This is a genomic window from Erwinia sp. MYb375 (assembly GCF_037479175.1).
Taxonomy (GTDB): Bacteria; Pseudomonadota; Gammaproteobacteria; order Enterobacterales; family Enterobacteriaceae; genus Erwinia; species Erwinia rhapontici.
Map to the genome: position 1 here is coordinate 100,529 of NZ_JBBGZS010000022.1, position 21,162 is coordinate 121,690.

The window sequence follows — 21,162 nt, forward strand, 5'->3', positions numbered from 1 at the left end:
AGCCCACAAGGAGAAATGCTGATGTTCCGTCAAACCACGCTGTCCCTGCTGCTGGTCGCCACCAGCGGCTGTAGCCAGTTTCCGCATAATTCGTTCTTTACTCCGCCTGCGCCAGGCCCGGATACGGCATCGGTGCGCATTGTTGGCGGCACCGAGCTGGCGTCAATTCAGCAGGAAAATGAGGGCCAGCTTACGGGGGGGCTGGTGCGCAGTAGTGAGTTTATCTTAACTCACACTCAGGATGGCGGGATGCCGGTGGCCAGTGGCCAGGATAAAGCGTCCTGGAGCGATTTTTATGAAACCCCGGTGATAGCGGGCAGAAAAACCCGTATTGGCCTGGTGTATCACGGCAGTAATAACCAGTGCAGCAGTTCGATGACGTTTGTACCGCAGAAAGGTCACTACTACCAGTTCGGCCTGCAGGTTGACCTGCGTCTGCGCCAGTGCCGTGGTTTGCCGTATGAGCTGACAAAAAATACCCGGGGAGAGTGGCAGCTTCAGCGTATCAGCGATGTCGTCTGGGGGGGGAAATATGGTCATGAAGATGCAAACTGGCAAAAAATGCCGGATACGCAGGTGCCTCCCAAAGTCTTAGCACCTTGAGTGCGGTGAATATAGTGCTTTTTGTGCTCTCATCCTTCCCCGTCCGCACTGACGATCACTTGTTGCCCGCCGGACACGCCATGATAAACCTATCTGATGATACGAGAGGAGCGGGCGATGAGTGCTCACGATGTGGGATTCACCCATGTAGCGTTTGAAGTGCAGGACTTACAAAAGAGTATCGATTTCTATCAGCGTTACGCCGGTATGCAGGTGGTGCATCAGCGTCAGCCGGGTGTACCAGAAGCACAAGAGGTGGCCTGGCTTTCTGACCTCTCCCGCCCGTTTGCGTTGGTACTGGTGCAGACGGCGGTCAGAAGAGACACACCACTTGGTCCCTTCGGCCATCTTGGTGTGGCCTGCGCCACGCGTGAAGAGATTGACGCTAAAGTCGTGATGGCGCAGGAAGAAGGGGTACTGCGTAAAGCCCCGGTAGCCTCTCCCGCTCCTGTGGGATACTGGGCGTTTTTTGCCGATCCTGATGGCAACACGCTGGAACTGTCATACGGCCAGCAGGTTGGGCTTCAGGCTATGGTAGCCCGCGATATTTAGTGGAGAAATTCTCGTTAACAGGCTAATTATTAGTCTGTTAACATAATGACATCGCCTTTTACAGTCTGAAGAGAACCCTGACAAAAGCGCCGCAATCTACGTCCTTCTTACATGCTATAAACAAATCATTAACATTGTTTGTGTGCTTTTAAGACAGGACTCTCTCCTATGTTTAACTGGACTTCGACTCAGCGCAACGTGGCGTTCGCCAGCTTTGGCTCTTGGACGCTGGATGCGTTTGACTTCTTTATTCTGGTGTTTGTGCTCAGCGATATTGCGGCGAATTTTCATGTCAGCATTACCGATGTGTCACTGGCGATTATGCTGACGCTGGCCGTGCGGCCTGTGGGGGCGCTACTGTTCGGCCGTCTGGCGGAAAAGTATGGTCGCCGTCCGATTCTGATGGTCAATATCATTGCATTCACTATCTTCGAACTGCTCTCCGCCTGGTCACCTACGCTGGTGTGGTTTCTGGTGTTCCGTGTGGTTTATGGCGTGGCGATGGGCGGCGTGTGGGGCGTGGCTTCCTCGCTGGCGATGGAAACCATTCCTGACCGTTCGCGTGGGCTGATGTCCGGTGTGTTTCAGGCGGGTTATCCCTGCGGGTATTTGCTGGCATCGATCGTCTTTGGATTGTGCTACGGCCTGGTGGGCTGGCGCGGCATGTTTTTGATTGGTGCACTGCCGATTCTGCTGCTGCCGTTTATCTATTTTAAGGTGCCGGAGTCGCCGGTGTGGCTGGCTGCCCGTGAGCGTAAAGAGACGGTGGCGTTGCTGCCGGTGCTGAAAAGTCACTGGAAGCTGTGTATCTATCTGGTGTTACTGATGGCCTGCTTTAACTTTTTCAGCCACGGTACGCAGGACCTCTATCCGACCTACCTGAAAGTACAGCACGGTTTTGATCCCCACACGGTCAGCATTATTGCCATCTTCTACAACATTGCGGCGATCCTCGGTGGCATTTTATTTGGTTCACTGTCGGAGAAAATTGGCCGTAAGAAAGCCATTATGATCGCGGCCTTCCTTGCACTGCCTGTGCTGCCACTGTGGGCGTTTTCCAGCGGTTCATGGATGGTGGGTATCGGCGCATTTCTGATGCAGTTTATGGTGCAGGGCGCGTGGGGCGTGGTACCGGGTTGGCTCACCGAACTGGTGCCTGCCAGTGCACGAGCGGTGTTGCCGGGGTTTGTCTATCAACTGGGTAATCTGGTGGCGTCGGTGAATGCCACACTGCAATCGAAGATTGCCGTGGCCAACGGGAATGACTACGGGATGGCGATGGCGGTGGTGGCCGGAACGGTAGCGGTGCTGATCTGCGTGATTGTGGCGTTTGGCCGCGAAACGCGTGGGGTTAAGATTTCCAACAGCGCGTAGGGCAAGGCATGCCTGACCCTGCATGCTTACAGGGCAGGAGGCTGGCAAACATCAACCCATTTAGCATCGGTTAAGTGTGCCATGTACTCCGGCGAAATGCGTACCGCACTGTGGATAGCGCCTGCGGCGGGCAGGACTTCCTGATAGTCCCTGAGCGAGATATCGCAATACACCGTCAGCGGATTTTCCAGGCCAAACGGGCACACGCCGCCCACCGGGTGCCCGGTGAGGCTTACCACTTCATCGGTGTTCAGCATTCGGGCTTTGGCACCCAGCGCCTCTTTCAGTTTGCGGTTATCCAGCCGGGCATCACCACGGGTCACGATCAATACCACCTGGTCTTTCACTTTGAGTGACAGCGTTTTCGCAATCTGCCCGGGTTCAACCCGATGAGCGGCGGCGGCAAGGGCGACGGTGGCGGTGCTTTCTGACAGTTCAATGATGTCAATTTCGGGTGCGCGATCGGCAAAAAACTGCCGTACTGACTCCAGACTCATGCTGATCTCCTGCTGTTTAAGGCGATAAAATTGCCATATTGTCAGCGGTCTGTAAAACGGAAAAACACGTCTTCTCCCTTAGAGAATAAACTCAGATATTAATCATTAAAAAACTTAATTCGCGCTAATACCGTAATTCAATGCTGGCTGGCGTGAGTTTGTATTAAAAAAAAGGTTAAGTTTTTAAAATGAATTGGCCCTAAAAAAGGCCAGTTTCATTTTTTAAACAACATCGGCGGGCTGGTTAAGCGGTTTTTTTACCCTATCCTGATGAGAGAGAATGGTATTTCGGCCCTGATTTTTTGCCAGATATAACGCACGGTCAGCATTTGCCAGAGCATTGTCAAAGTCATCTTCAATCAGCGGGGCAATCCCGGCGCTAATGGTGACATGCGTCGCCACCCGATCATTAAAACGATGAGGAATTTCCAGATCCAGTACGTATTGGCGAATACGCTCTGCCAGCTTCATCGCAATCGATTCATTAACATTCGTCAATAATACCAGGAACTCTTCGCCACCGTAGCGTGTGACGATATCGCGTGATCGTACCGCGTCACGGATAGCCACTGAAACGCGAGCCAGCGCCTGGTCTCCCATCGCATGGCCATAGTTGTCGTTATAAGCTTTGAAATGATCAATATCCAGCAGCAGGACGTAGTGGCTGCCGGCATGATTATCGAGAATATTTTCCAGACGGTTTTTGAGTCCGCGCCGGTTATACAGCCCGGTGAGCGGGTCCAACATGCTCAGGTCACTGTAGGTCTCTTTCTCTTCATACAGCTGGCTGACAAGGCGCCGGGTAAAGTTATCGCGCCGCCGTTGCATCAGATGGTGCAGGGTAAAGCCAAACAACGGCAGGATGATGGTAAAGAGGATAACCAACGTATTCTGGCCGTGATCCAGCACCAGTACCGCCACAGACGCCGGGAGGGTGTGCAGACAGAAGGCGAACAGGTGATCGCCCAGCGCAATCGCACTGATAAAGAATACGCTGACCAGAGCGATCAGCAGATAGCTGCCATCAAAATAAAAGCTCTGGTGATACTTCAATACGATTTGCCATGCCCATAGTAATCCTGTCAGCAGTGCGGCAATATTTAATAGCGGAAATTGACCTAAAGGTTTTAAAACCATCCATATTAACAACGTAATGCTCAATATTATGATGGCTGCCGTTGGTACAGTAACCATGGATGTGGCAATGCTATTAACATTAAACAGACAAAAGATGGCGGTAGCTGTGTTTAAAAAAAGAAATAGCATCAGCGATAGCCGATGCTTGCTGTGAAGCAATTCATCGTAGCTTTGTAATTTCATTATAGTTACTCGTGACTGCCCTGAAATATCAAAGTGCTGGCACGCAGACTCGACTGATATCTCGTAATTGGAATAGTTTAGAGCCGTTATTATTAGATTTTTCTGAATGGTGATCGTTGCCAATTTACCACTTAAACCTGGGGCTGTCATCCGCAGGGACAAAGTTTCAACAATGTTGCTGCAAAGTGATAAAAACTATCATATGCTATTGGTAATCATTATCATTTGAGATTGTGTGGGGTTAGCGGGATGATCGGTAAAAGACTGGACAGTGGGTGGGGTGTACTGATTCCTTGCGCCATGATGCCGCTGGTGGCGTTAATGGAGTTGTCATTCAGTGAGTGGCGTGTGCTGATGGTCGTGGCGTTTTTGGCAACCGTGGTGATGCTGTTTCACAAGCGTCTGCGCCACTATATGTTGCTGCCTTCCTGCATCGCACTGGCTGGCGGTCTGGCGGCGATTTCAGTGAATTTTACGACGATCTGAACAAGAGAAATAACCCGGGCTGATAAACGGATAGCCGGGAGCGTTTTAGCGTCAGAAGTACGGTATGGATAAAGAGAATAAGGGGAGTAATGAAATTAGAAAGGTATCGTGGGAGTCACTGCAGAGGGATTCAACATGGTGCGAAGAGAGGGACTTGAACCCTCACGTCCGTTAAGACACTAACACCTGAAGCTAGCGCGTCTACCAATTCCGCCACCTTCGCGTCCTGTTGAACTCTTTATTCATATCACCGCATTTGGTGCGAAGAGAGGGACTTGAACCCTCACGTCCGTTAGGACACTAACACCTGAAGCTAGCGCGTCTACCAATTCCGCCACCTTCGCGCAGATGCTGCGTAATATGAACAACGTGGTTTTTGGTGCGAAGAGAGGGACTTGAACCCTCACGTCCGTTAAGACACTAACACCTGAAGCTAGCGCGTCTACCAATTCCGCCACCTTCGCATACCCGCAACATAACAACGTTATATCGCAACCACGGAGGCGCATTCTAGAGATTTTATGAAGTACGTCAACAGTTATTTCTTATTGTTGAAACAATCGCCTGGAAAACCAACGCAAGCGGCTCAGGCGGCCCTGACCCCTACGGATTTTGAGTTGAAATCCCAGGGGCGAGGCAAGCCTCGCCCGGTGTCATCATTCGACACGTTACAGAGGGTTATTTCTTCGGTGGACGGCCTTTCACGGCACGGTAAACCTTGAAGCGTCCGTTCTGCAACAGCACTTCATGGCTGCCAAAGGTTTCGTCCAGCACCTGCGGGTAAGGCAGGAAGGCGTTCGCCACGATCCTAAGCTCACCGCCGGTGTTAAGGTGAGTGATGGCCCCCCGGATCAGCGTCTGTGCAGCATCCAGACTGGTCTGCACGCCGTCATGGAACGGTGGGTTGGAGAGGATCATGTCAAAGCGGCCCGGGATGTCGGAGTAGACATTACTGGCGAACACTTCCCCTTCCAACTGGTTCGCCGCCAGCGTGGCTTTACTGGCTTCAATCGCCGCCGCATTCACATCGGTCAATGTCAGGCGCACTTTCGGCGAGTGACTGGCCAGCAGGGCAGCAATCACCCCCGCGCCACAGCCCATATCCAGCACTTTGCCTTTGGTGTGCGGCTTGAGGGTGGAGAGCAGCAGCTGGCTGCCAATATCCAGTGCATCGCGGCTGAACACGCCAGGCAACGTTTTAATCGTGAGATCGCCGAGCGGGTATTCATCCCAGAAACTGTCAACGTCGAAGGCCGGTTGCTTGTCCAGGCGGCCATGATAGAGACCACAGCGGCGGGCGCTGTCGATCTTAGTGACCGTTGCCCAGCCTTCCAGCATCTGCTCCGCACTGCGAACGCCGCTGCGGTTTTCGCCGATAACGAAAATATCGCAGCCCACGGGCAGCAGTGACAGCAGATTCTGTAACTGGAACTGTGCTTCTGGTTTGTTCTTTGGCCAGTAATAGACCAGAGTGTCGCAGTCGGCGACCACCTCAGCGGTGGCAACCAGGCCATAATGGGCGCTTTCCCCAAGGGCACGGCTGAGGATCTGCCAGTGATGGTATTGCTGGGTATGTACCCGGCTCAGTGCCGTTTCCAACTGGGCGGGCAGGTCATCCTGCAGGTCACCAGCAAACAGCACGCGGCGTTCAGTAAACTCATCACTATGGCGCAGTATCACTTCACTGGCCGGGGTAAATGCGGACATCGATGGCTCCTTATAAATCAGAGCGGCGATTATAGTCGTTTGTTGGCGCAGTTTAGACGAATTTGCTAGCATGGCGACGCAATCAGGCGACCAGACAGGAAAAAAAGATGTCTTCCAGACGTGACTGGTTATTACAGCAAATGGGCATAACGCAGTATACGCTGCGGCGTCCGCGTGCCTTGCAGGGGGAAATTGCGGTGACCTTGCCCGCAGAAATTCGCCTGGTGATTGTGGCAGAAACGCCCCCGGTGCTGAACGATCCGTTAGTGATGGACGTTCTGCGCGCACTGAACCTGCATGAGCCGCAGGTGCAGATATTTACCCCTGACCAACTTATGATGCTGCCGGATGACGCCCGGTGTGCCAGCTGGTGTTTAGGGCTCGATGCTCCGGTGCCACTGGCCGGAACCCAACTGGCTTCGCCTTTGCTGGCGGAGCTTTATCACAATGCCGACGCCAAACGGGCGCTCTGGCTGCAGATTTGCCAACATGAATCAGATTTCTTTACTCACCCCGAACGATCTTGAACAGGCGTTTGCCATTGAGCAACGCAGCCACGCTTTTCCCTGGTCAGAAAAAACCTTCTCCAGCAATCAGGGCGAACGTTACCTGAACTTCCGCCTGGAGGTGGACGGCGTGCTGGCCGCCTTTGCCATTACGCAGGTCGTGCTGGATGAAGCTACGCTGTTTAACCTGGCCGTTGATCCGGCGTTTCAGCGCCGCGGCCTCGGGCGCCAGCTATTACAGCATCTGATTAGCGAGCTGGAACAGCGCGGCGTGCTAACGCTGTGGCTGGAGGTGCGCGCGTCTAACACGGCGGCTATCGCGCTTTATGAGCAGCTGGATTTCAATGAAGTCTCGATACGCCGCAACTATTATCCGACGATAGACGGTAAAGAAGACGCGATCATGATGGCTTTAACTATTTAACAGGGAACCTCACTGATGCTAAAAGACTGGGACTGGATTTTATTCGACGCTGACGACACGTTATTCCACTTCGATGCGTTTGCCGGTTTGCAGCGTCTGTTTCAGCAGTATGACGTGCAGTTTAGTCGTGCCGATTACGATGATTATCAGGCGATTAATAAGCCGCTGTGGGTGGATTATCAGAACGGGGCGATCAGCGCCTTGCAGTTACAGCATCAGCGTTTTGAGAGCTGGGCCGCGAAGCTGGATGTCACCGCTCAGGACCTGAACAGTGGCTTTTTGAGCGCAATGGCTGAGATTTGCACGCCGCTGGTCGGTGCCGTCGACCTGCTGAATGCGCTGAAGGGCAGGGTGAAAATGGGCATCATCACCAACGGCTTTACGGCCCTTCAACAGGCGCGTCTGGAACGTACCGGCTTCCTGGGCGTGTTTGATCTGCTGGTGATTTCTGAGCAGGTGGGCTATGCCAAGCCGCATCCGGCGATCTTTGATTATTCGCTGACCCGCATGGGCAATCCTGCGCGTGAGCGGGTGTTGATGGTCGGGGATAACCCGGATTCAGATATTCTGGGGGGGATTAATGCGGGTCTGGCCACCTGCTGGCTGAATGCCGAAGGTCGGGCGCAGCCGGAAGGGATCAACTCGACCTGGCAGGTCACATCGCTGAAAGAACTCCAGGATAAATTAGTGTAACGGGCGGACCGAAAAAGAAGGTCCGCCCCTTCACCTTGCCCGGTCAGGTGTTTTACACCCCCAGTTTGTCGAAATCTGATGCGTCGTGACGTTCAGGCAACTGCTCTTCCGGCGCGCCCCATGTCCGGTTGACGATGCGGCCACGTTTGACGGCCGGGCGCTGTGCGACTTCTTCGGTCCAGCGCACCAGATTTTTGTAAGAGGCGGCATCAATAAACTCTGCGGCTTCATACATCAATCCCTGTACCAGTGCGCCATACCACGGCCAGATCGCGATATCGGCAATGCTGTATTCGTTTCCGGCAATGTAGCGATGCTCTGCCAGTTGCTTATCCAGCAGGTCGAGCTGACGCTTGGCCTCCATCGTGAAGCGGTCAATGGCGTATTCAATTTTGACCGGGGCATAGTGATAGAAATGCCCGAAGCCGCCACCAAGATAAGGCGCCGCGCCCTGTAGCCAGAATAACCAGTTCAGCACTTCAGTTCGTGCCGCCGCATCCTTGGGCAGGAAATGCCCGAATTTCTCCGCCAGATACAGCAGGATCGCGCCAGATTCAAACACGCGAGTGCCCGGAACCGTGGTGGTGTCGAGCAGCGCCGGGATTTTCGAATTCGGGTTAACCGCCACAAAACCGGACGTGAACTGCTCACTTTCACCAATGCGGATCAGATGCGCGTCATACTCCGCGCCCTGCACGTTCAGCGCCAGCAACTCTTCCAGCAGAATGGTCACTTTCTGGCCGTTTGGTGTGCCCATAGAGTAGAGCTGCAACGGGTGTTTCCCGACGGGCAGGCTGGCTTCAGAACGTGCACCTGCGGTTGGGCGGTTAATGCTGCCCCAGGTGCCACCCAGACCTTTATTCTCGCTCCAGACTTTGGCTGGTTGATAGTCGTTGTTACTCATAGCAGTAATGGTCCTTTCTTAGGGGAACGGGATCGCGATGGTCTGAAAGTATGGACCATGCCGATAAATACAGTTCACATATAGCATTCTCTGCAACCCCAGGTTTATCCTCAATGAGCACTGTTGATCAAAAGGAGAGGAAAAATGGCGGCATCTGACAACGCGTATCTTGAGCAGGAGGGGCTGATAACAACCCAGGATGGACGGCGCTGCTGCGCCTGGCAGGCGACAATGCCTGACTATCATGATCGCGAATGGGGCAGACCTGTAGTGAGCGATCGCCTGCTGTTTGAAAAAGTCTGCCTGGAAAGTTTTCACTCTGGCATGTCGTGGCAGATGATTTATAACAAGCGCGAAAACTTTCGCCGTGCGTTCGACGGTTTCGATTTCTCTCTCGTGGCGCAGTATGACGAGCAGGATGTAACGCGACTGATGGCAGATAAAAGCATTGTCAGAAACCGCGCCAAGATCCTCTCCGCGATTAACAACGCCCGCTGTGCGCAGAAACTGGTAGCAGAAGCCGGGTCACTGGCCGCCTGGTTCTGGCAGTTTGAACCGACAGCAGCCGACCGCCCAAAGCGCATTGACCTGCATTACTGGCAAACGCAAAACACCTCACCGGAAGCGACAGCGATGTCGAAGGCACTGAAAAAACGGGGCTGGACGTGGGTGGGGCCAGTGACCACTTACTCGCTAATGCAGGCGCTGGGGCTGGTGAACGATCACCTTGAGGGCTGCTGCTGCCGGGCCGAGTGCGACGCTGAACGGGCGGCATTGCACAGGCCGTGCTGAAGGGCAGTAAGCCTGCGCGCACGCTTTCGGTTGAATAAGCGCCGGTCAGTCATTGTGTCTGACGCCGGGATAGGCGAAAATGCCGACCATTATTGATTAATCGGCTGTGAAAACCGTCGCACGCGCTCTGCCGTGCACTGGCACAGCGCCAAACCAGAAGAAGCTTCATGTCAAATGCACCGTTTATGCAAGAGGTGGCTCGTCGCCGCACTTTTGCCATCATTTCTCACCCGGATGCCGGTAAAACCACCATCACTGAAAAAGTGCTGCTGTTCGGACAGGCTATTCAGACCGCCGGTACGGTAAAAGGCCGTGGCTCTAACCAGCATGCAAAATCTGACTGGATGGAGATGGAAAAACAGCGTGGGATCTCGATCACCACCTCGGTGATGCAGTTCCCTTATCGCGGTAGCCTGGTCAACCTGCTGGACACCCCAGGGCACGAAGACTTCTCCGAAGATACCTACCGTACGCTGACGGCGGTTGACTGCTGTCTGATGGTGATTGACACCGCAAAAGGCGTTGAAGATCGTACCCGTAAGCTGATGGAAGTCACCCGTCTGCGTGATACGCCGATCCTGACGTTTATGAACAAACTTGACCGTGACATCCGCGACCCGATGGAAGTGATGGACGAAGTTGAGAGCGAGCTGAAAATCGCCTGTGCGCCAATCACCTGGCCTATCGGTTGTGGCAAACTGTTTAAGGGCGTTTACCACCTGTACAAAGATGAAATCTACCTTTATCAGAGCGGTAAGGGCCATACCATTCAGGAAGTGCGCATCGTCAAAGGGCTGGATAATCCGGAGCTGGACGCGGCGATTGGTGAAGATCTGGCGGCACAGCTGCGTGATGAGCTGGAGCTGGTGCAGGGGGCTTCGCATGAGTTCGACCGCGATGCTTTCCTGGCAGGTAAACTAAGCCCGGTATTCTTTGGTACGGCGCTGGGTAACTTCGGCGTTGACCATATGTTGGACGGGCTGGTGGAGTGGGCACCCTCACCGATGCCGCGTGACACTGACGTGCGTACCGTCAGCGCCACGGACGAGAAATTTACCGGCTTCGTGTTTAAGATCCAGGCCAATATGGACCCGAAACACCGTGACCGCGTGGCCTTTATGCGCGTGGTGTCCGGTAAATATGAAAAAGGCATGAAACTGCGTCAGGTCCGTACCGGGAAAGATGTGGTGATCGCCGATGCGCTGACGTTTATGGCGGGTGACCGTTCGCACGTTGAAGAAGCGTATCCAGGCGATATTATCGGCCTGCATAACCACGGTACCATCCAGATTGGCGACACCTTTACCCAGGGCGAGAACATGAAGTTCACCGGTATTCCGAACTTTGCCCCGGAACTGTTCCGTCGTATTCGTCTGCGCGACCCGCTGAAGCAGAAACAGCTGCTGAAAGGGCTGGTACAGCTGTCAGAAGAGGGGGCAGTGCAGGTGTTCCGCCCGGTGCACAACAACGATCTGATCGTTGGCGCTGTCGGGGTGTTGCAGTTCGATGTGGTCGTTGCGCGTCTGAAAAGCGAATACAATGTGGAAGCGATCTACGAAGCGATCAACGTCTCTACCGCCCGCTGGGTGGAGTGCATTGACGCGAAGAAGTTTGATGAATTCCAGCGTAAAAATGAGGTTAACCTGGCGCTTGATGGCGGTGACAACCTCACTTACATCGCACCGACCATGGTGAACCTGAATATCACCCAGGAGCGTTATCCTGACGTGGTGTTCCGCAAAACCCGCGAGCATTAATCCCGCAGAGGGGCGGACCTTGTTTCCCGGTCCGCCCTGAATAATAGTTACAGACTCCTCCTAAAACCCCTCTTTTTTGCTTCTTTATCCATCAAATCAACCACCATTCCCGGTGAAATCCTCATTACCGACTATATTCATGTCTACAGGACGAAAAATATGCGGCGCGATGGCTGCAACGTTCGATGGCAAAAGCAGCACGAATTGCCGACAACTACAGTCACGCCGTTTGTGACTGAAAAGCTCACCGTTGTGAGTGGTAAAAGACAAAAGGAACGAATCGATGATGAAGACTAAGATGACAAAAACCCTGATGGCGTTAGTGGTAGGTTCTGCTCTGGTAAGCGGTTCTGCTCTGGCAGAAGGCACCTTGATGAACAAAACAGAGTCTACGGCGGATAGCGCGGGTTCGAAAATCGATAGCTCTATGAAAAAAGTCGGTGGCTACATGGATGACAGTGGCGTTACCGCTAAGGTAAAAGCCGCATTGGTAGATAACGATGCGATCAAAAGCACCGATATCTCCGTTGAAACACACAGTGGTGTGGTGACACTTAACGGTTTCGTGACCTCGCAGGAGCAGGCTGAACTGGCCGTTGCCGCTGCGAAGAAAGTGGAAGGTGTGAAATCCGTTAGTGACAAACTGCACGTAAAAGACGGCACAAAACAGACAGTTAGCGGCTATGCCGGTGATGCAGCAACGACCAGCGAAATTAAAGCTAAACTGTTAGCTGATGACATCGTTCCTTCGCGCAATGTGAAAGTGGAAACCACCAATGGTGTGGTACAGCTTTCCGGTACGGTGAAAACACAGGCGCAGTCTGAACGCGCTGAAGGCATTGCCAAAGCGATTGAAGGCGTTAAGAGCGTTAAAAACGATTTGACCGTCAAATCGTTATAAACCAGCGGCCCTGGTTTACCGGGGCCGCCAGTTGATTCATCTGCACAGAACAAACATTCCCCCTGCCTGGCAGGAGAGGTGAATGATAAAAAATAGTTAGACTTCACTACTGGTAAGGAGAGACATATGTTTCGATGGGGTATTATTTTTCTGATCATTGCGCTGATTGCCGCAGTCCTGGGCTTCGGTAATTTAGTGGGTGCGGCTACAGGCGCAGCTAAGATTGTGTTTTTCGTCGGTATTATTATTTTCCTTGTCAGCCTGTTTACCGGGCGTAAAAAACTCTAGTCCCTGGCCTGAGTCGCTGAATAAGCAATAAGCGCCTCACGCACCTGACCAAGAACAGGTATCCTCTTTCTCTTTACCTCGAGAGGATACCTGGCTTGGGCACACGCATTCCGATAACCCTTGGCAATATTGAGCCACTGGCGTTAACCCCCTTCCGGCCAGGTAAACTTGCCCTGGTATGCGAAGGCGGTGGGCAGCGCGGTATTTTCACCGCCGGTGTCCTTGACGCTTTCCAGCACGCTCGCTTCAACCCCTTTGATCTGATGCTCGGCACCTCTGCCGGGGCGCAAAATTTGTCTGCCTTTGTCTGCGCTCAGCCGGGATACGCTCGCCGCGTCATCACCCGTTACACCACCCGTAAACAGTTTTTCGATCCGCTGCGCTTTGTGCGTGGGGGGCATTTGATCGATCTCGACTGGCTGATCGATATCACTCGCCAGGAATTTCCACTGGCCGTTGATGCCGGAGAGAAGCTGTTCTCCAGCGGGCGGGAATTCTATATGTGCGCCTGTCGAAGCGACGACTATACGCCGGATTATTTTTCACCGACCGCCGATACCTGGCATGACATTATCAAGGCTTCCAGCGCCATTCCGGGTTTTTACCGGCCGGGTGTTGATCTCTCCGGCGTCAGCTATCTTGATGGCGGCATCCGCGATGCCATCCCGGTGCGCGAAGCCGCACGGCGCGGGGCGGAAACCATTGTGGTGATCCGCACGGTGCCCTCGCAGATGACCTATACTCCTTTGTGGTTGAAACGCGTTGAACGCTGGCTGAGTGAGGGCGCACTGCAACCACTGATCAACATTTTGCAGGTGCATGAAGAGAGCTATCGCGAGATCCAGCGCTTTATCGACAACCCGCCGGACTCACTGCGCATTATTGAAATCTACCCACCGCGCCCGCTGGCCAGCAACGCGCTCGGCAGTCGGATTGCTGCGCTCAACCAGGATTATCACCTTGGCCGCCGCTGTGGACGTTATTTTCTTGCCACGCTCGGTCAGTGGCTAAACGACGGCAACCGTCTTACCCGGCGCCCGGTGGTACCATTGCTGCCCGTAGCCAATGAACCGCAGCATCAGGGGATTATTCTCGCTCCGGTGCCGGGCAATGATGAAGATTTTGATAAAGGATCGCTGGCATGACGCTGCGCTTTGTAGACACTCACTGCCATTTTGATTTTCCGCCGTTCGTTGGCGATGAAGCGGCCAGCCTGCAGCAGGCCGCTGCCGCAGGCGTGGAGCGAATGATTGCTGTTGGCGTCTCCGCTGAGCGCTTTGACGGAGTGATTGCGCTGGCAGAGCGTCATGATGCGGTTTATGCCGCGCTTGGCGTGCATCCGATGGCGATTGCCGAACATCGGTCTGAAGATCTGCAGGCGCTGGAGCAGCATCTGCAACGGCGCCACCCTAAGCTGGTGGCGATCGGGGAAATTGGCCTCGATCTCTACATCGACAATCCACAGTTCGAACGACAGCAGGCGCTGCTGGATGCGCAGCTAAGGCTGGCGCGTGATTACGACCTGCCGGTGATCCTGCATTCACGTCGCACTCATGACAAGCTGGCGATGCATCTGCGCCGTATCAACCTGCCGCGTTGCGGTGTGGTACATGGTTTTGCCGGCAGCGAACAGCAGGCGCTGGCCTTTATCCGTGCGGGCTACGCAATTGGCGTGGGCGGTACCATCACCTATGAACGCGCCAGTAAAACCCGGCAGACACTTTCCCGGCTGCCGCTGACCTCGCTGCTGCTGGAAACGGATGCACCCGACATGCCCTTACAGGGATTTCAGGGGCAGCCCAACCGCCCGGAGCGGGTCAGGGATGTCTGGGAAACGTTGTGTGCCCTCAGACCCGAATCCCCGCAACATATTGCTGATACTCTGCGAGAAAACACCCGTACGCTATTTGGCGTGTGAGCTGACGATACTTTTATCCTGCCACATAACGAAAAACAGAATGTTATAATTATAACATTTCCTTATGATGTCGCTGAGCGCCGTCACTTGCCTCCATGGCGCCTATTGGTGTGATGGGCTTCAATTTTCTTACAGAAATGATGAAACAAGAATCCTTTTATTGTGAAATTACCCACAAAATAGTTTCATGCTGACTGTTATAATTTTAACATTACAGGGCGTTGCGGGTTGAGAATATGTCGACCCCGCCCTCATAAAACCTGTCTGGAGAGAATGATGTCCGATGTGAAAACTCAGGCGCTGCGTGCGCTGCAACTGATGGATTTGACCACCCTGAATGATGACGATACCGACGCTAAAGTGATCGCGTTATGTCATCAGGCTAAATCTCCGGGTGGTAACACGGCAGCCATCTGTATCTACCCGCGTTTTATTCCGATTGCCCGCAAGACATTGCGTGAGCAGGGGACCCCAGATATTCGCATCGCGACGGTGACCAACTTCCCGCACGGCAACGATGATATTGATATTGCGCTGGCGGAAACCCGTGCAGCGATCGCCTACGGTGCGGATGAAGTGGATGTGGTATTCCCGTACCGCGCACTGATTGCGGGTAACGAAACGGTCGGCTTTGAACTGGTAAAAGCCTGTAAAAAGGCGTGTTCAGACGCCAACGTGCTGTTAAAAGTGATTATTGAAACGGGTGAGCTGAAAGAGGAAGCACTGATCCGTAAAGCTTCCGAAATTGCCATCGATGCGGGCGCTGACTTTATCAAAACCTCAACGGGGAAAGTGCCGGTTAACGCCACCCCTGCTGTGGCGGAAATCATGATGCGTGTGATTGCCGAAAAAGGGGTCAAGCAGCAGGTCGGCTTTAAGCCTGCCGGTGGCGTGCGCACCGCCGATGATGCTGCACTGTATCTGAAACTGGCAGATGACATTCTGGGCAGCGACTGGGCCGATGCCCGTCATTTCCGTTTTGGTGCTTCCAGTCTGCTGGCCAGCCTGTTAAATGCGGCGGGCTTCTCAGGCGCAACCAGCGACAGCAAATACTAACGGCTGTCGGGTCAGGTCTGCCTGGCCGCTGTGACGGCGGGTATCACCATCCTGTTTACCCGTAGGGGTAGGGCATGCCCTACCCGTTGAACCATTTTCGCTATTAATACCGGGGGTTACCGTGTTTCTGCCACAAGAAATTATTCGAAAAAAACGTGATGGACAGGCGCTAAGTGAAGAAGAGATCCGTTTCTTTATCAATGGTGTGCGTGATAACACGGTCTCTGAAGGGCAGATTGCTGCGCTGGCAATGACGATCTACTTCCACGATATGTCGCTGCCTGAGCGCGTGGCGTTAACCATGGCAATGCGTGACTCCGGTTCGGTACTCAACTGGAAAGCGCTTAATCTCAATGGCCCGGTGGTGGATAAACACTCCACGGGGGGCGTTGGCGATGTGACCTCCCTGATGCTGGGGCCAATGGTCGCGGCCTGTGGCGGCTATGTGCCGATGATCTCTGGCCGTGGCCTCGGTCATACCGGCGGCACGCTGGATAAGCTTGAGGCGATCCCTGGATTTGATATTTTCCCGCAGGACGATCGTTTCCGTCAGATCATTAAAGACGTGGGTGTGGCGATCATTGGCCAGACCAACTCACTGGCACCGGCAGATAAACGTTTCTATGCCACACGTGATATTACCGCCACAGTTGACTCGATCCCGCTGATTACGGCGTCGATCCTCGCCAAAAAACTGGCAGAAGGCCTGGATGCGCTGGTGATGGACGTGAAAGTGGGTTCAGGTGCGTTTATGCCGACGTTTGAAAAATCAGAGGCGCTGGCGCAGGCGATTGTTGGCGTGGCGAACGGCGCGGGATGCAAGACCACCGCGTTGCTGACGGACATGAATCAGGTGCTGGCATCCAGTGCAGGAAATGCGCTGGAAGTGCGCGAAGCGGTGCAGTTCCTGACCGGTGAATACCGCAATCCGCGACTGCTGGAAGTGACGATGGCGCTGTGCAGCGAGATGCTGCTCTCCGGTGGCCTGGCAACCTCGGCAGATGACGCGCGCAGCAAGCTTCAGGCCGTGCTGGACAATGGCCGTGCGGCTGAAATATTTGCCCGCATGGTGGCCGCACAGAAAGGACCGACAGACTTTATTGAACGGATGGACAGTTATTTACCTGCACCGATGCTGAGCAAAGCGGTATTTGCCGACAGGCCTGGCATCGTTAATGCCATGGACACCCGTGCACTTGGCATGGCGGTCGTCTCCCTGGGCGGCGGCCGTCGTCGTGCCAGCGACAGCATTGATTACAGCGTAGGTTTCAGCGAGATGGCGCAACTGGGTGATGCGGTGGACGGTCAGCGTCCGCTGGCCGTGATCCACGCGTCTGATGAAGCCAGCTGGCAGGAAGCGGCCAGCGCGGTAAAACGCGCCGTTGCCGTTGGGGAGGCCGCACCCGCCTCAACGCCAGTTATTTATCGCAGAATATCCTGAGAAGGAGTATTCTGTTCTGATCGCATTTTTTTAACGCTCATCGCGACAATCGCGCAGGAGATCAGGATGAAACGTGCATTTATCATGGTGCTTGATTCCTTTGGGATCGGGTACAGCAAAGACGCCGACAAGTTTGGCGATAAAGGCTCGGATACCCTCGGACATATTGCCGAGGCGTGCTTCAAGGGTGAAGCAGACAAAGGGCGTAAAGGCCCACTCCATCTGCCCAACCTCACGGCACTGGGTTTAGGTAAAGCGGCGGAAGCCTCCAGCGGTAAATTCCCGCTGGGGCTGGATAAAGACGCCGAGATTATTGGCGCTTACGCATACGCCAGCGAGCTCTCCTCCGGGAAAGACACGCCGTCGGGTCACTGGGAAATCGCCGGTGTGCCCGTGCTGTTTGACTGGGGTTACTTCAGCGATCTGGAAAATAGCTTCCCGCAGGCGCTGCTCGATCTGCTGGTGGAAAAAGCCAATTTGCCGGGTTACCTCGGCAACTGCCACTCTTCCGGCACGGTGATCCTCGACCAGCTGGGCGAAGAACATATGAAAACCGGCAAGCCGATTTTCTATACCTCTGCCGACTCGGTGTTCCAGATTGCCTGCCACGAAGAGACCTTCGGCCTTGATCGCCTCTACGAACTTTGTGAGATTGCCCGTGAAGCGCTCACAGAAGGCGGTTACAATATTGGCCGCGTGATTGCGCGTCCGTTTATTGGCGACAAAGCAGGCAACTTCGAACGTACCGGGAACCGTCACGACCTGGCGGTAGAGCCGCCTGCGCCAACCGTCCTGAAAAAGCTGGTTGACGAGCAGGGCGGTGAAGTGATTTCAGTGGGTAAAATTGCGGATATCTATGCGCACGTCGGCATCACCAAAAAGGTGAAGGCGACCGGCCTGGATGCGCTGTTTGATGCCACTGTCGCTGAAATGATAACAGCGCCGGACAACAGTATTGTGTTCACTAACTTTGTTGATTTTGACTCAACCTGGGGACACCGCCGCGATATTCCTGGCTATGCCGGTGGGCTGGAGCTGTTCGACCGCCGTTTGCCGGAGCTGATGGCGCAGGTGAAAGAAGGCGATATCCTGATCCTCACCGCCGACCACGGCTGTGACCCAAGCTGGGCGGGCACCGAACACACCCGCGAGCATATTCCTGTGCTGATTTACGGGCCGGGCGTGAAGCCGGGTGATTACGGTTATCGCGATACCTTCGCCGATATCGGTCAGACAGTCGCTCACTATTTTGGTCTTTCACCCATGGAATACGGCAAGCCGTTATTCTAAAGGTTGAAGTAACACTCTATTTTTTGAGATAAGGATGAAACATGGCTACGCCACATATTAACGCTGAGATGGGTGATTTCGCTGACGTTGTGCTGATGCCGGGCGACCCGCTGCGTGCAAAGCACATTGCTGAGACCTTCCTGCAGAACGCCGTGGAAGTGAACAACGTGCGCGGTATGCTGGGCTACACCGGGACGTACAAAGGCCGTAAGATCTCTGTGATGGGACACGGCATGGGCATCCCGTCTTGCTCTATCTATGCGAAAGAGCTGATCACCGAGTTCGGCGTGAAGAAAATCATCCGTGTGGGTTCCTGCGGTGCGGTACGTGCCGATGTGAAACTGCGTGACGTGGTCATTGGTATGGGTGCCTGCACCGATTCCAAAGTGAACCGCATGCGTTTTAAAGACCACGATTTCTCAGCGATTGCTGATTTTGACATGGTCCGTAACGCGGTTGATGCAGCGAAAGCACTGGGTGTGAAAGCGCGTGTGGGCAACATCTTCTCTGCTGACCTGTTCTATACGCCAGATCCACAGATGTTCGACGTGATGGAAAAGTACGGCATTCTGGGTGTGGAAATGGAAGCTGCCGGTATCTACGGCGTGGCTGCAGAGTTTGGCGCCAAAGCGCTGACCATCTGCACCGTATCTGACCATATCCGTACCCATGAGCAGACCACTGCAGCCGAGCGTCAGACCACCTTCAGTGAGATGATTGAAATCGCGCTGGAGTCTGTGTTGCTGGGCGATAAAGAGTAATTTCTCCCGCGAGGCTGGCATTCAGCCAGCCTCCGTTTTCCCCATTCATTTCCACGGTTTCTCACTGCGGTTTCTCTGCGGCGGCAGAGGAAGGCTGAGTGTCACCGGGACTCACCGTATCCTCTTCATTCTCATCATCCTCTTTCACCGGATTGTTTGCGGTGAGCAGGAACGGCGACTGCTGCCAGCGGGTACGACGAGCGCGCAGCAAGGTACGGGAGAGAATAATGCCGATAGCCAGCGCCAGAATCATCATTAAGCGCAGTATATTGGTGGTGTTATCCACCTGCTTGGCTTCGGTGACCAGTACGTGGGTATCCAGCGTGACGCGCAGAAATCCGCGCGGGCCGTCTTTACTCGCCAGCGGCTGGACAATCTGATGGTTAAAGTAACTACCGGCGCGCTGACCATCCAGTGCCAGGCGGTCACGTACGTTAATGTTTTCACCGCTGTGCGCGATCAAACTTCCCTCGCTGTCATACAGCGAAGCATCAAGAATGCGGCTTTCATGGGTCATCTGGTCAAGCGAATCGATAATTTTTTGATGATTATCATCCGGATTATCCATCAGCGGCGTCAGCGTCCAGGCGACCTGGCGCGTCAGCGTATGGGCCAGCTCTTCAACCTGTTCAGAACGCGCCATCTGGTGTCCCAGACTGAACCAGGAGGCGCCCTGCATCAGCACGACCAGGAGTGTCAGGCAAATCAGGACGATCACCGTACGGTGAAGACGAAACTTCAGTTTGGCTTTTGCCATCTCAACCCTTCAATCCTGGTGAAAGAACCGCTTTCCGGTCATTAGCTTTATGTTGCCAGAAGGCGGGCTTACAGGGTAGCCTCTTGCGTGGTTTTAATGCTCTGCCTATGTTGAGCAACAATAGTGATAATTAAGTCCTTACAGGAGCTGTGATGCCAAATAGCCTCACCTGGTGCGACCTGCCTGCCGAAGTCTCTCTCTGGCCGGGGTTACCTCTATCTTTGAGCGGTGATGAAGTGATGCCGTTGGATTACCGTGCTGGCCGTACCGGCTGGTTGCTGTATGGGCGCCAACTCGATAAGGCCCGACTGACAGAATATCAGCGCCAGTTAGGTGCAGCGATGGTGATCGTCAGTGCCTGGGTGGTGGAAGATTATCAGGTGGTACGTCTGGCAGGTTCCCTGACGCCGCGTGCGATGAAGCTGGCCCACGAGGCAGGCATGGATGTTGCTCCGTTAGGGCGCATTCCCCACCTGAAAACGCCAGGCCTGCTGGTGATGGATATGGACTCCACGGCGATTGAAATCGAATGCATCGACGAGATCGCCAAACTGGCGGGCAGCGGCGAGCAGGTGGCGGAAGTCACCGAGCGTGCGATGCGCGGTGAACTGGACTTCGCAGCCAGCCTGCGCCAGCGCGTGGCCACGTTGAAGGATGCCGATGCCAATATTCTGAAAACCGTACGTGACCAGTTACCGCTGATGCCGGGCCTGACCTCACTGGTCGCTAAGCTGCAGGCGCTGGGCTGGCATGTGGCGATTGCGTCCGGGGGGTTCACCTACTTTGCTGAATACCTGCGCGATACGCTGCACCTGTCGGCGATTGCCGCCAACGTGCTGGAAATCCGCGATGGCAAGCTGACCGGAGAAGTGCTGGGCGATATCGTCGATGCACAATACAAGGCGGATACGTTGCATAAGCTGGCTGCCCGGTTTGATATTGCCCCGGAGCAGACGGTGGCCGTCGGCGATGGTGCCAATGATCTGCCGATGATCAAAGCCTCGGCGCTGGGCATCGCTTATCATGCCAAACCGAAAGTGAACGAGCAGACCGAAGTGATTATTCGTCATGCTGACCTGATGGGCGTCTTCTGTATTCTCAGCGGCAGCCTGATCCACGAAGAGCGTTAAGGGGT

General features: G+C 54.3%; 23 protein-coding genes and 3 tRNA genes. 18 read left to right on the top strand and 8 right to left on the bottom strand.

Annotated elements, in window-relative coordinates:
• Nucleotides 1-21 precede the first annotated feature (21 nt).
• From WH279_RS12465 to WH279_RS12475, 3 genes are all read left to right on the top strand, one after another.
• Complete coding sequence (locus WH279_RS12465; protein ID WP_339456926.1) at nt 22-603, top strand: hypothetical protein; 582 nt, start codon at nt 22-24, stop codon at nt 601-603.
• Nucleotides 604-720: 117 nt separating this feature from the next.
• On the top strand, nt 721-1,155 hold the full coding sequence (locus WH279_RS12470) for a VOC family protein (RefSeq protein WP_200641731.1): 435 nt from the start codon (nt 721-723) through the stop codon (nt 1,153-1,155).
• 168 nt (nt 1,156-1,323) lie between these two features.
• Nucleotides 1,324-2,529: an MFS transporter gene (locus tag WH279_RS12475; RefSeq protein ID WP_200641730.1), complete on the top strand. Its 1,206-nt coding sequence runs from the start codon at nt 1,324-1,326 to the stop codon at nt 2,527-2,529.
• 26 nt (nt 2,530-2,555) lie between these two features.
• Here the strand turns inward: WH279_RS12475 and WH279_RS12480 are convergent, their stop codons facing one another.
• Entirely contained in the window at nt 2,556-3,026 is a 471-nt protein-coding gene (locus WH279_RS12480; RefSeq protein ID WP_339456929.1) for a YbaK/EbsC family protein, read from the bottom strand.
• 222 nt (nt 3,027-3,248) lie between these two features.
• On the bottom strand, nt 3,249-4,346 hold the full coding sequence (locus WH279_RS12485) for a GGDEF domain-containing protein (protein WP_200641729.1): 1,098 nt from the start codon (nt 4,344-4,346) through the stop codon (nt 3,249-3,251).
• A gap of 249 nt (nt 4,347-4,595) precedes the next feature.
• Between WH279_RS12485 and WH279_RS12490 the strand changes: the two genes are divergently transcribed.
• Nucleotides 4,596-4,832: a DUF1435 domain-containing protein gene (locus tag WH279_RS12490; protein WP_133842413.1), complete on the top strand. Its 237-nt coding sequence runs from the start codon at nt 4,596-4,598 to the stop codon at nt 4,830-4,832.
• Nucleotides 4,833-4,968: 136 nt separating this feature from the next.
• Here WH279_RS12490 and WH279_RS12495 read toward each other — a convergent pair.
• From WH279_RS12495 to rsmC, 4 genes are all read right to left on the bottom strand, one after another.
• Nucleotides 4,969-5,055, bottom strand: a tRNA-Leu gene (locus tag WH279_RS12495).
• 34 nt (nt 5,056-5,089) lie between these two features.
• Nucleotides 5,090-5,176: transfer RNA gene (locus WH279_RS12500), tRNA-Leu, on the bottom strand.
• 33 nt (nt 5,177-5,209) lie between these two features.
• A tRNA-Leu gene (locus WH279_RS12505) sits at nt 5,210-5,296 on the bottom strand.
• A 214-nt stretch (nt 5,297-5,510) separates the two neighbouring features.
• Nucleotides 5,511-6,539 (bottom strand): 16S rRNA (guanine(1207)-N(2))-methyltransferase RsmC, encoded by a 1,029-nt coding sequence (gene rsmC / locus WH279_RS12510; protein ID WP_339456933.1) that lies wholly within the window; start codon nt 6,537-6,539, stop codon nt 5,511-5,513.
• Between the two features lie 107 nt (nt 6,540-6,646).
• Between rsmC and WH279_RS12515 the strand changes: the two genes are divergently transcribed.
• Genes WH279_RS12515 through yjjG form a run of 3 tightly spaced genes read left to right on the top strand, consistent with a single transcriptional unit; the run spans nt 6,647 to nt 8,162 of the window.
• A complete protein-coding gene (locus tag WH279_RS12515) occupies nt 6,647-7,066 on the top strand; it encodes a DNA polymerase III subunit psi (RefSeq protein WP_133842411.1) in 420 nt (139 codons plus the stop codon).
• A complete protein-coding gene (gene rimI, locus WH279_RS12520; protein ID WP_133842410.1) occupies nt 7,029-7,469 on the top strand; it encodes a ribosomal protein S18-alanine N-acetyltransferase in 441 nt (146 codons plus the stop codon). The genes WH279_RS12515 and rimI overlap by 38 nt, the downstream gene beginning before the upstream one ends.
• Nucleotides 7,470-7,484: 15 nt before the next feature.
• Nucleotides 7,485-8,162, top strand: coding sequence for a pyrimidine 5'-nucleotidase (yjjG, locus tag WH279_RS12525; RefSeq protein ID WP_339456937.1), 678 nt, complete (start codon nt 7,485-7,487; stop codon nt 8,160-8,162).
• A gap of 52 nt (nt 8,163-8,214) precedes the next feature.
• On the opposite strand, the gene yghU is transcribed toward yjjG, so the two are convergent.
• Complete coding sequence (gene yghU / locus WH279_RS12530; protein ID WP_339456939.1) at nt 8,215-9,066, bottom strand: glutathione-dependent disulfide-bond oxidoreductase; 852 nt, start codon at nt 9,064-9,066, stop codon at nt 8,215-8,217.
• Nucleotides 9,067-9,210: 144 nt separating this feature from the next.
• On the opposite strand from yghU, the gene WH279_RS12535 reads away from it, so the two are divergent.
• The 10 genes from WH279_RS12535 (at nt 9,211) to deoD (ending at nt 19,270) form a co-directional block, all read left to right on the top strand.
• Complete coding sequence (locus WH279_RS12535) at nt 9,211-9,858, top strand: DNA-3-methyladenine glycosylase I (protein ID WP_339456941.1); 648 nt, start codon at nt 9,211-9,213, stop codon at nt 9,856-9,858.
• 167 nt (nt 9,859-10,025) lie between these two features.
• The gene (prfC, locus tag WH279_RS12540; RefSeq protein WP_339456943.1) at nt 10,026-11,615 is read left to right on the top strand and encodes a peptide chain release factor 3; all 1,590 of its coding nucleotides are present in this window, start codon (nt 10,026-10,028) and stop codon (nt 11,613-11,615) included.
• Between the two features lie 283 nt (nt 11,616-11,898).
• Nucleotides 11,899-12,516 (top strand): molecular chaperone OsmY, encoded by a 618-nt coding sequence (osmY, locus tag WH279_RS12545; protein WP_339456945.1) that lies wholly within the window; start codon nt 11,899-11,901, stop codon nt 12,514-12,516.
• 126 nt (nt 12,517-12,642) lie between these two features.
• The gene (locus WH279_RS12550) at nt 12,643-12,804 is read left to right on the top strand and encodes a DUF1328 domain-containing protein (RefSeq protein ID WP_133842404.1); all 162 of its coding nucleotides are present in this window, start codon (nt 12,643-12,645) and stop codon (nt 12,802-12,804) included.
• A 95-nt stretch (nt 12,805-12,899) separates the two neighbouring features.
• Nucleotides 12,900-13,949 (top strand): patatin-like phospholipase family protein, encoded by a 1,050-nt coding sequence (locus tag WH279_RS12555; protein WP_339456947.1) that lies wholly within the window; start codon nt 12,900-12,902, stop codon nt 13,947-13,949.
• A complete protein-coding gene (locus tag WH279_RS12560; protein WP_339456949.1) occupies nt 13,946-14,722 on the top strand; it encodes a TatD family hydrolase in 777 nt (258 codons plus the stop codon). Before WH279_RS12555 ends, WH279_RS12560 begins: the two co-directional genes overlap by 4 nt.
• Before the next feature lie 276 nt (nt 14,723-14,998).
• Nucleotides 14,999-15,778 carry a deoxyribose-phosphate aldolase gene (gene deoC / locus WH279_RS12565; protein ID WP_339456951.1) on the top strand — a complete coding sequence of 260 codons (780 nt, stop codon included), beginning with the start codon at nt 14,999-15,001 and terminating at the stop codon, nt 15,776-15,778.
• Nucleotides 15,779-15,899: 121 nt separating this feature from the next.
• Nucleotides 15,900-17,219: a thymidine phosphorylase gene (gene deoA, locus WH279_RS12570; protein WP_339456953.1), complete on the top strand. Its 1,320-nt coding sequence runs from the start codon at nt 15,900-15,902 to the stop codon at nt 17,217-17,219.
• Between the two features lie 66 nt (nt 17,220-17,285).
• Entirely contained in the window at nt 17,286-18,509 is a 1,224-nt protein-coding gene (gene deoB, locus WH279_RS12575; protein ID WP_339456955.1) for a phosphopentomutase, read from the top strand.
• Nucleotides 18,510-18,550: 41 nt separating this feature from the next.
• Nucleotides 18,551-19,270 carry a purine-nucleoside phosphorylase gene (deoD, locus tag WH279_RS12580; protein WP_339456957.1) on the top strand — a complete coding sequence of 240 codons (720 nt, stop codon included), beginning with the start codon at nt 18,551-18,553 and terminating at the stop codon, nt 19,268-19,270.
• Between the two features lie 61 nt (nt 19,271-19,331).
• On the opposite strand, the gene WH279_RS12585 is transcribed toward deoD, so the two are convergent.
• Entirely contained in the window at nt 19,332-20,027 is a 696-nt protein-coding gene (locus WH279_RS12585) for a YtjB family periplasmic protein (RefSeq protein WP_339456959.1), read from the bottom strand.
• A gap of 152 nt (nt 20,028-20,179) precedes the next feature.
• On the opposite strand from WH279_RS12585, the gene serB reads away from it, so the two are divergent.
• The gene (serB, locus tag WH279_RS12590; protein ID WP_339456961.1) at nt 20,180-21,157 is read left to right on the top strand and encodes a phosphoserine phosphatase; all 978 of its coding nucleotides are present in this window, start codon (nt 20,180-20,182) and stop codon (nt 21,155-21,157) included.
• Nucleotides 21,158-21,162: the final 5 nt, after the last annotated feature.

Bases quoted from the DNA above. Each gene is read 5' to 3' on its own strand.
- deoB (WP_339456955.1), top strand. From the start codon at position 17,286: ATGAAACGTGCATTTATCATGGTGCTTGATTCCTTTGGGATCGGGTAC.
- WH279_RS12535 (WP_339456941.1), top strand. From the start codon at position 9,211: ATGGCGGCATCTGACAACGCGTATCTTGAGCAGGAGGGGCTGATAACA.
- deoD (WP_339456957.1), top strand. From the start codon at position 18,551: ATGGCTACGCCACATATTAACGCTGAGATGGGTGATTTCGCTGACGTT.
- yjjG (WP_339456937.1), top strand. From the start codon at position 7,485: ATGCTAAAAGACTGGGACTGGATTTTATTCGACGCTGACGACACGTTA.
- WH279_RS12465 (WP_339456926.1), top strand. From the start codon at position 22: ATGTTCCGTCAAACCACGCTGTCCCTGCTGCTGGTCGCCACCAGCGGC.
- osmY (WP_339456945.1), top strand. From the start codon at position 11,899: ATGATGAAGACTAAGATGACAAAAACCCTGATGGCGTTAGTGGTAGGT.
- WH279_RS12475 (WP_200641730.1), top strand. From the start codon at position 1,324: ATGTTTAACTGGACTTCGACTCAGCGCAACGTGGCGTTCGCCAGCTTT.
- WH279_RS12560 (WP_339456949.1), top strand. From the start codon at position 13,946: ATGACGCTGCGCTTTGTAGACACTCACTGCCATTTTGATTTTCCGCCG.
- rimI (WP_133842410.1), top strand. From the start codon at position 7,029: ATGAATCAGATTTCTTTACTCACCCCGAACGATCTTGAACAGGCGTTT.
- deoC (WP_339456951.1), top strand. From the start codon at position 14,999: ATGTCCGATGTGAAAACTCAGGCGCTGCGTGCGCTGCAACTGATGGAT.
- rsmC (WP_339456933.1), bottom strand. From the start codon at position 6,539: ATGTCCGCATTTACCCCGGCCAGTGAAGTGATACTGCGCCATAGTGAT.
- WH279_RS12550 (WP_133842404.1), top strand. From the start codon at position 12,643: ATGTTTCGATGGGGTATTATTTTTCTGATCATTGCGCTGATTGCCGCA.
- WH279_RS12485 (WP_200641729.1), bottom strand. From the start codon at position 4,346: ATGAAATTACAAAGCTACGATGAATTGCTTCACAGCAAGCATCGGCTA.
- serB (WP_339456961.1), top strand. From the start codon at position 20,180: ATGCCAAATAGCCTCACCTGGTGCGACCTGCCTGCCGAAGTCTCTCTC.
- WH279_RS12480 (WP_339456929.1), bottom strand. From the start codon at position 3,026: ATGAGTCTGGAGTCAGTACGGCAGTTTTTTGCCGATCGCGCACCCGAA.
- WH279_RS12515 (WP_133842411.1), top strand. From the start codon at position 6,647: ATGTCTTCCAGACGTGACTGGTTATTACAGCAAATGGGCATAACGCAG.
- WH279_RS12470 (WP_200641731.1), top strand. From the start codon at position 721: ATGAGTGCTCACGATGTGGGATTCACCCATGTAGCGTTTGAAGTGCAG.
- prfC (WP_339456943.1), top strand. From the start codon at position 10,026: ATGTCAAATGCACCGTTTATGCAAGAGGTGGCTCGTCGCCGCACTTTT.
- yghU (WP_339456939.1), bottom strand. From the start codon at position 9,066: ATGAGTAACAACGACTATCAACCAGCCAAAGTCTGGAGCGAGAATAAA.
- WH279_RS12585 (WP_339456959.1), bottom strand. From the start codon at position 20,027: ATGGCAAAAGCCAAACTGAAGTTTCGTCTTCACCGTACGGTGATCGTC.
- WH279_RS12490 (WP_133842413.1), top strand. From the start codon at position 4,596: ATGATCGGTAAAAGACTGGACAGTGGGTGGGGTGTACTGATTCCTTGC.